This is a genomic window from Bradyrhizobium sp. WSM1253, from assembly GCF_000244935.1.
GTDB classification, from domain to species: domain Bacteria; phylum Pseudomonadota; class Alphaproteobacteria; order Rhizobiales; family Xanthobacteraceae; genus Bradyrhizobium; species Bradyrhizobium canariense.
In genome coordinates this window covers 342,188-350,029 of the sequence record NZ_JH600072.1, presented here as the reverse complement: position 1 = coordinate 350,029, position 7,842 = coordinate 342,188, and the positions used below count along the sequence as shown (strand labels likewise).

Below are 7,842 nucleotides of genomic sequence, written 5' to 3'. Positions count from 1 at the left end.
GAAGATCTTGGCGGCGCGCACCTCCCCGGTAAGCCCGTCGAACACCGGCACGGTATCGCCGGCGAAGTCCACGAACAGCTTTTCGCCGGCCGCGTGGGTCTGCCGCATGGTCGCCGTGATGCCGTGGCGCCATTCGACGTAGAGGTCGCAGAACCGGCTGTAGCCGTAGCCGTCGGGATGATGGCCGCGGTATTCCTCCCACAGCAGCGCCAGCGTTACGCTGCGGCGGCGCAACTCGGCATGGACATGCCCCCAATCCGGAAGCGGCTTCGATCGCGGCGGGTTGTAGCCGGCTGGCGCAAACAGCTTGCGCTCCAGTGCTGTGTCGTCGAGCTCCTCCGGTATCGGCCAGGTGATGCCGATCACCGCGGCGCGGCGGACATACTCCGCGATCGCCGTGCGACCGATCCCGACCGATCGGGAGATCACCCGATCGCTCACCCCACAGGCATACTTCAGGCGTAGAACTTCTCGAATCTTCCGCATCGGCAATCTCTCGGCGGGCATCGGACCTCCCATTGCGTGAACCGCAAAAGGAGGGACCTTGCCCCGTTCAGATTGCCGACAACGCCCCCCGTCTCACCCTATCAACAGGGTGGCCGCCTTCGTTCGGATTGGGTGGCCGCTTTCGATCGGAATCGCTGGCCGCCTTCCGTCGGAATCGGTGGCCGCTTTGCCTCGGATTCCGCACGCCAGTATCGAGACGGACGTGCTTGGTCTCGTGCTGCATTACGCGACCGGTCAATCAATGTGCGGCTATCTCCAGGAAAAAGTTTGGCAGCCGATCGGCACGGAAGCGGATGCCAAATGGCTAATTGATGCGGAAGGCCGTGAGGTAGCGCACGGGTTCTTCAATGCGGTACTGCGCGATTACGCGCGGCTCGCCCGTTTGCTGGCCCACGACGGAGCGTGGGAAGGCAAACAGATAATACCTGCACAGTGGGTGATTGATGCGACCACGGTGCTTGCCTCCGAGACGTATCTGGCAAAAGCCGAGGGAGGGTTCGGGTACGGCTATCAGGTCTACCTGTTTCCCGGCAGCAGACGGCAATTCGCGCTCTTGGGGCACCTCGGGCAGCGCATCCTCGTTGATCCGCCCTCGAAGCTGGTCATGGTGCAGACCGCCGTCGATGAAAAGTCCCCCGAAATCTGGCGTCTGTGGTCGGCCGTGGTCGCGCAGTTCGGGTGACGCCACCTTTTCTCCCAGGGGAAGAGAGGTCCACTCCGCTCTCGACGTCGGAATAGAAAAGCCGAATGAGCTGCGAGGTCTGCTTCTGGCGCCCTAGCTGACTTGCCTCGCGCAGCCCGTCGAGGACCGCTTGTGGCCCCTAGCTGACCTCCCGCGCGCAGCCGGCGGAGGATCGCCTTTGACCCGGAGCGGACATCCACCGGCAGTGCAAACAGGCTCACTTCCTCACTTTGCGCGTTTAGTGCGAGGTGGGACGAGTGTATTACTGACCCTTCTGAGGAGAACCCGAGATAGTTCTTCAAAAGTGCCAAAGCGCTCAATTCTTTGAGATGCACGCGAGCGCTCGGAAAACCAAAACAGTTGGCCCTCAAACGACAGTGAGGTTGACGGCATCAGGACGTAGTCGAGGATCGCCGCGTTCTTCTCACCCAATCTAGCAGCGACAACCCACCCCTTGGGCCGTCGCGCCCGGCGGGCTATCGTCCATCGAATCGGCCTGCCGACATGCATCCGCCACCTAGCTATTTGGAAGCAAATGCTCACGGTATCTTCAATGCGCAAGCACACATTAGACGCATCAATGCTGGCGCTCATGCCCGATCTTTCGAATGTCTCTTTAAGCCGCGCAGCGTTTCCAAGCTGAAAATTGACCCAACGCTTGTATGCATCGAGCTTGTCCCAGTAACCTTGTTTTCCAGTATAGCCGATCAGCCGGTAAAGATCTCGCACTGTGCCAAAGTGTTTGAGATAGGTGGCTATAGATGGGAGCCCGGGGGTCTCCTTGATGATGTCCGCGCTGAGTTTGCCTTTTTTCATTAGGACTTTTCGAAGACGTAGAAGCATCTCATCTTCCGGTATGCGGACACAACGCTCCTCTAAGGCCTTTCTCGTGCGTACGAACACATCACTGTCGATTATTGATTCAAAAGCGCCTTCGCTTCTGATCCAGAGTTCTTTTGGATTCTGCTTTCTCTTGGAGCCAAGCTTCTTTGTGCCTCGATTGTAGATGGCAGTGCCGATGTAGGCCTCTTGCCGTAGAAGGTTGCTTATGCCGCTTCGACTCCAAGAATGCCCTTCGATGGAGGGAACTCCGCGCTCGTTAAGCTCGCGTGCAATCGCTCTTTGAGTCGCGCCCCGAAGGTACTCGCGGAAGATCCACCTGACGACTTCGACCTGCTCCTTCGCTCCAGGTGCCAGCTTTACTCGATCCGTGGACAAGTACTTTCGTTCGCCAGCCTGCAAACTTCCTCCGGGCCTGTGTCCGTTGCCCAAAACGTGTCGCTCTAGCCCGAACGGCGCTGGCCCTCCCATTTTGAAGCCCAGTCTCGCGAGACGCATGGCTGCTGCGTGAACCTTGCCAGAAAGCTCGCGGCTGAACTCGGCTGCCATAACCCTTTTGATGTTTTTTATGATGCTGGAAAGCAGACTGTTGTCATTGTCAAACTGCTCAGCACAATACGCAACTTTCACGCCTGCCTCACGACAGATGAACTCGTAGTGCGCACTCTCATCGACGTCCTGGAAGCGCCCCCAACGACTGACGTCAAATACGAGGAGATGTCCGAAGTCCACACGACCGGACCGAACGTCGGTGAGGAGCTCGGTAAGGCCTTGCCTGTTTTTAATCTTCAACCCGCTCCGGCCCTCATCGCGGTAAGTGCGAACAATGGTTAGCTGGTGAAGTTGGGCATAGGTTGCGATCGCCGCCGCCTGATTCTCGATAGAGTATTGCTGATAGTCTGTTGACATGCGGACATACTGTGCTGCCCGTTGCATCTTTTGAGATTGAGGCAGTCGGTCCTTGCGGACCACAAGAGCGTTCCCCATGAGAGTCCTCCTGCATAAGCGGATGTCTCGCGAAGCCTTCTCCCACCGAAGCCATGATAGCAGGAACGGTCGACACAACGGAGGATGCTCGACATATAGTCGGGCAGCTGAACTGACGTATGATCAGGTCTTCCGCTTCTGCCCCTTTAGCTGACCCACGACGCGCAGCCGGTCGAGGACCGCTTGTGGCCCATCTCGGACCTCCCGACCAGCGCGGGTGATGTCCGCTCCCGATACTCAAACGGAAGTAAGCAGCCGGGCTGCCGAAAGGCCGCTTATGGCCGATTGTGTTGCAAAAGTCGAAAGTTGCAGGGCTCAAGATTTTTCGCGAAAACACTAAGCAGCGAGTGATCGCTGATTCGTATGACCTCAATCGCGTTACCGAAGTCGCCTGTGAATTTTGCGTGAGGCCATGAGGTCCCTCGCATCTTGTACGCGAAAGTCGCGCGCACGGCCCGCAGAATTTTGGTCATCGGCGAAAATCGACTTTTGCAACAATATCGGCCCGGAGCCGACCTAGACCAAAAAACCTTCCCTTCGGCAGCGCTACAGAAAGCCGCAGCGCTCCCTGCGACGGACGGCACGGAGTTGCGAGAGTTGATGAGTGGGCCCGCCCGGGCCGGGTGCTGAAATGCGACGCCCGGCGCGAGGCCGGGCTGCCGCGGGGCGGGCAGGTAAGGTCGGGCTAGGCCGCGGCCGTCTCCGGCAGATGGCGGAACTGCACCGGCAGCTTGGCCGCGATCTCTGCCTCGGTGAGGTCGTCGAGGAGCTTCAGGACCGTGCCGCTCTGGCCGGCATAGACGAGTACAGTGCGGCGGCCGCGCATGGCCTGCGGCCAGCGCTCGCCAGCATAGCCGCGATAATCGTCATGTGTGCTCGACCAGATGTGATCGAGCCGCTCGTCGCGCGTCATCGCGCGCATGGGCCGTGACTCGCGCTCGATGATCGCCGCCTTCATCCGCTCCGGCGACAGCCGATCTGAAAGATCGCAATAGCCATGGAACCAGCGCCGCTTTCCGTCGATGGCAAGCGTGAAGAAGATGCTGGTGATGCTGCCCGTCATGAATTTCGCGCATCGCGAACATGTCGGCGCGCATGAACAGCGGGGGCAGGATCTCGAGCATGTAGTCGTGCTCCCGCTCGTTGATCTCAAACCACTCGCCGGCGAAGAGATGCTGGCCTTCACCTTCGGCCATCGCGGGGTCACCACGATGGCGGTTGAACAAGCGGTGCATCTCATGGCGTGTCGCAACGCCTTCGAAGACTTTGCGGATGCTGGGGGAGGTGTGCATGGGCGGCTCCTCTTGGCCTGGCCGGACTGACAGCGCGAGCGATCCGCCTGATCCCTTCGTCACTTCAGTCCTTCATCACACCTCCCCCGCCGGCCGAATCGAAGGTCCGGCGGGTCAAGGGCCGCGGAACGCGGGCGAAGCTTCACCCTTGACGCGCCGGCCGGGCATGCGGCAGCGCTGCATTCCCATTTCATCTTCCCACCTTCATTGTTCGATCCCCTCTTCCTTCGCTCAACGCCAGGGCGTCAGAGACCCCACTCATTTGAAGGCCTTGGCGCGGCCCCCACGCAGCCGGCGCGTCACCCTGGCGAGCCGCATCAGTTAGACGTCAGGCGCTCAAATCCTCATTCCAGTCGCCGGCGCGCGGCCGCAAACGGGCATACCGGGCACTTGCATCTGCGGCGATGGTACTGACACGGTCGGCGTATATGTCGCCTTGCCGATTGTTGTCGGTTGCTGCCACGAGCCAAGCGTTGGCGCGCTTGGCCAAGCCGCGGATGGCGTCATCGGTCGCGGGCGACCAACCGCCGCCAGTGCTGACATAAAGGGTGTCAGGCCGCAGGACCTCGATTGCGGCGAGGCTCATCGCATCTATGGCGGCCTTGGTGATACAGATCCGCTCGGCCCCCTCCGACCCGAAGCGAAAGAGCTCCTTGCTGCCGTCCGTGGCGAAGCCCCGCCACGACGGTCCACGCTCCTCCCAACCTGTGAGCGCTCCAGCAGAATTGCTGTGCGCCGCCCACATGCTGCCTAGGGGGCCCTCTCTCAACAGGTCGCTAGCGACCGTCTGCTTCACGATGTCCGCCGGCAGTCCGCGCTCGCCGGTAAGATAGCGCCAAGCTGGCGAGCCGGGCCGCAGCGTGACACGATATCCCCACCGCTCTACAATCGACGCAAGGGCCTTGGCCCTTGCCGGGCGCTGCCACGCTGGTGCCGCAGGAACGAAGCCAACCACATCCGCTACACGGCCGCACGCCTCGACAAAACCACCAGCACCGAGGTGTTCGGCTAGCGAAAACACGTCCCCTTTCGCCGGCGACAATGGATCGAACCAGCCGCGGCCCTGGTGGATGACGATGATGATGTTGGTGTCGCGGCGATACTTGATCGCTCGCCGGGTGCTTTCCTTGACGTCGACCTTCCAGCCGTCTTTCTCGAGCAGGGCTGCGCAACCACCCTTTTTACGCAGCTCTTCAATTTCTTGCTTGTCCATTTATCTGCACCAGGTCGCGCAGGCGACGTCCGGCCCTCTTCTGTTGGTCTCACTTGTTCCTAGCCTTGCGGCACGTCCCCCCGACCGGCCGCGAAGCCTGCCGGAGGCAAGGGCGCGCGGACAAGCTGTCGAATTTGTCAGCTAGGTGGGCGCGGCGAAGCTTCCCTTGCAGCCGGCAAGGCGCCAGCGGCAGCCGGTCACCCGGCTCGATGAGCCGGGCACCAGGGGTCGTATTCATGGACGATCGCATCCTGATTCCCGTCGTATTCGCTGGAGACCATCACACCGAATTCCCTCTCAGGCTGGAAAAGGATGACCGGCACCACCAGCGTGCGGGCAAGATCGAAGGCGTGGTTCTGAGCGAGGGTGAGATTGTGCGACATTGAAAGGCTCCCGTCTTGCGGCGGGGACCATCCCCGCTCGACAGGCGCCGACGTGTTCGGGGGCGGTCGCGGTCACCTCGAGAGGCGAAGCCGAAGAGGTCGCACGCTTGCGTAGCGAACCCCTTGCGGGTTGATCGTAGAAGGCCGCACCAGAACCAAGGAAGCCCGATCGAGAGCGGAGTTGGTCCTTCACCGGAAGCATGTGAGCCGAAACGCACATCGTTCGCCCGCGGATGCAGTATCGGTCTGATTGACTGCGAGAACAGCCGCCGTCTTTTGTCCGGAGCGACAGTCGATTTGCCCGCCAGGCGATTACTCCGCGAATTGGGCTTCGATGTCCTCGAGACCATAGGCATCGCTTGCATTTAGGGGGTTGAGGTCCGACGCGAATACGCGGGAGCTTCCGATGACTCAGCAGCTGCCTTATTCGGGGACTCGGGCCGTTTCGCGTCAGGGATGGCAGCCCGTAAGGGGGAAGACCCGCTCGCGGGGCTTCAGCGCAGCCTCCAGGCCGGCCCGCAGGGCGACGCCCACTTTGTTTGCAGTCAGAGGCGCACAACACCCTGTAGTTTCGGAGACCGCTCGTTGAGCACCCTCAATGGCTTTCATCACCGGTATTAACATTCTGAATCGATGAGCCTGATCGATTCGATAACTTAATTGGACGACGTTTTCGACAGGTGCGATTCTTGCGCATGTCCGAACTCACGGTGCCATACCTCGCGCTCCAACGTTGCGATCCGGCCCGCAATATGGCCAGGTTCTATGTCCTCACGATTGAACCGACTCTGTTCGGTGATACGGCGTTGGTGCGCGAATGGGGACGTCTGGGCCACCGTGGCCGCCGGCGGATCGATCTGTTTGCCGAGAGGGTCCAGGCCGTCGAAGCGCTCGAGGCTTGGCTCGTCCGCAAATCACGCCGTGGGTATGTACCAAAGAATCCCGCGCCCTGAGTGCGACCGCCCAGTACTCCTACCCCAATTGAACCGTCGATCTTCGCAACTCCTTGCAAACCGGACAGCTGTTTTGCGCATTACGGGAGCAATCCCTGCCGAAGCGCGAGAGCCACAGCGTGCGGGAGGGTTAATGCAGCAAGATTCCGCCGGGCATTATCCAAATGAAATTTTACACCCCGCGGGCGAACACCGAGGAGCTGGGCAATATCCTGCATCGTCTTGCCCTCGGAGATCCACCCCAAGCATTGCCTTTCACGCTGGGTCAAGGTGCAGACCTGCTGAGCATACCGAGGCGTCCGTCCAATTCCGGCAGCGCTCACATGGGCATGGTAGGTGAGCCCCACCATTTGCAACATATCTTGCGAGCTCTCGACGAAGCGATCGAGGTCAAGGCTGCGCTCATCCACCGCCAGCGTGAACGCCGCGAACCGGTTTTGGCTTGAGGGAATGCGAATGGTCAGGCCGGTCCTGATCTTGAAGCTGAGCGCATCATCGAACAGGCGGCGCTCTTTCGCCGACTTTGCGCTTCGCGCCTCACGTCCATCCCACAGGAACACACGGCTCGTGTTTCGCGGCTCCTGAAGAACGGGATCGATGTTGTGATAGCCTTCGCGAAAATAGTGGCTGGTCCAGCTCTTCGGATAGGATGAGATCAGAATGGGGCCATTGGCGCGCTGACCAAAATAGGCAAACCACCGGAATCCCAGGGCATGCGCAGCTCGTTCCGCAACACGCCGAAAATCATCTTCCGTATGGGCAGCGTGCAGACAATCGACAAATTCATCGCATGCTCTTTTGACGTCTTTCATTGCGCCACTTCAGTCTTTTCTTAGTTCCCACAACGCGAATATTTTGATGATTCGCGCTCTACGTGCCGGCATTTATTGCGACGTTGCGGCAGCTTTGCGGCACGAACAACTCGATATTGCCCTGTCAAACCTACAGCAGCAACGCGCACATACGACGGAGGAGAACAACCTCT

6 protein-coding genes and 2 pseudogenes are annotated in these 7,842 nt (G+C 60.1%); 2 read left to right on the top strand and 6 right to left on the bottom strand.

Going from position 1 to position 7,842, the window contains the following annotated elements; genetic code table 11:
• Positions 1-486, bottom strand: a pseudogene (locus BRA1253DRAFT_RS44210) (IS21 family transposase); the annotation flags it as partial.
• A gap of 223 nt (positions 487-709) precedes the next feature.
• On the opposite strand from BRA1253DRAFT_RS44210, the gene BRA1253DRAFT_RS01535 reads away from it, so the two are divergent.
• Positions 710-1,189 (top strand): serine hydrolase, encoded by a 480-nt coding sequence (locus BRA1253DRAFT_RS01535; RefSeq protein WP_245285839.1) that lies wholly within the window; start codon positions 710-712, stop codon positions 1,187-1,189.
• A 225-nt stretch (positions 1,190-1,414) separates the two neighbouring features.
• Here BRA1253DRAFT_RS01535 and BRA1253DRAFT_RS01530 read toward each other — a convergent pair whose 3' ends face one another.
• The 4 genes and pseudogenes from BRA1253DRAFT_RS01530 to BRA1253DRAFT_RS01515 all read right to left on the bottom strand — a co-directional run bounded on the left by BRA1253DRAFT_RS01530 (position 1,415) and on the right by BRA1253DRAFT_RS01515 (position 5,904).
• Positions 1,415-3,016: a recombinase family protein gene (locus tag BRA1253DRAFT_RS01530; RefSeq protein WP_009859436.1), complete on the bottom strand. Its 1,602-nt coding sequence runs from the start codon at positions 3,014-3,016 to the stop codon at positions 1,415-1,417.
• Positions 3,017-3,701: 685 nt separating this feature from the next.
• A pseudogene (locus BRA1253DRAFT_RS01525) lies at positions 3,702-4,308 on the bottom strand (DUF1419 domain-containing protein).
• A gap of 328 nt (positions 4,309-4,636) precedes the next feature.
• The gene (locus BRA1253DRAFT_RS01520) at positions 4,637-5,521 is read right to left on the bottom strand and encodes a DUF3991 and toprim domain-containing protein (RefSeq protein ID WP_009859435.1); all 885 of its coding nucleotides are present in this window, start codon (positions 5,519-5,521) and stop codon (positions 4,637-4,639) included.
• Positions 5,522-5,718: 197 nt separating this feature from the next.
• Positions 5,719-5,904, bottom strand: coding sequence for a hypothetical protein (locus BRA1253DRAFT_RS01515; RefSeq protein WP_009859434.1), 186 nt, complete (start codon positions 5,902-5,904; stop codon positions 5,719-5,721).
• Positions 5,905-6,599: 695 nt separating this feature from the next.
• Between BRA1253DRAFT_RS01515 and BRA1253DRAFT_RS01510 the strand changes: the two genes are divergently transcribed.
• Entirely contained in the window at positions 6,600-6,857 is a 258-nt protein-coding gene (locus BRA1253DRAFT_RS01510; protein ID WP_009859433.1) for a WGR domain-containing protein, read from the top strand.
• 80 nt (positions 6,858-6,937) lie between these two features.
• Here the strand turns inward: BRA1253DRAFT_RS01510 and BRA1253DRAFT_RS01505 are convergent, their stop codons facing one another.
• Positions 6,938-7,669: an autoinducer binding domain-containing protein gene (locus BRA1253DRAFT_RS01505; RefSeq protein ID WP_009859432.1), complete on the bottom strand. Its 732-nt coding sequence runs from the start codon at positions 7,667-7,669 to the stop codon at positions 6,938-6,940.
• Between the last annotated feature and the right edge of the window lie 173 nt (positions 7,670-7,842).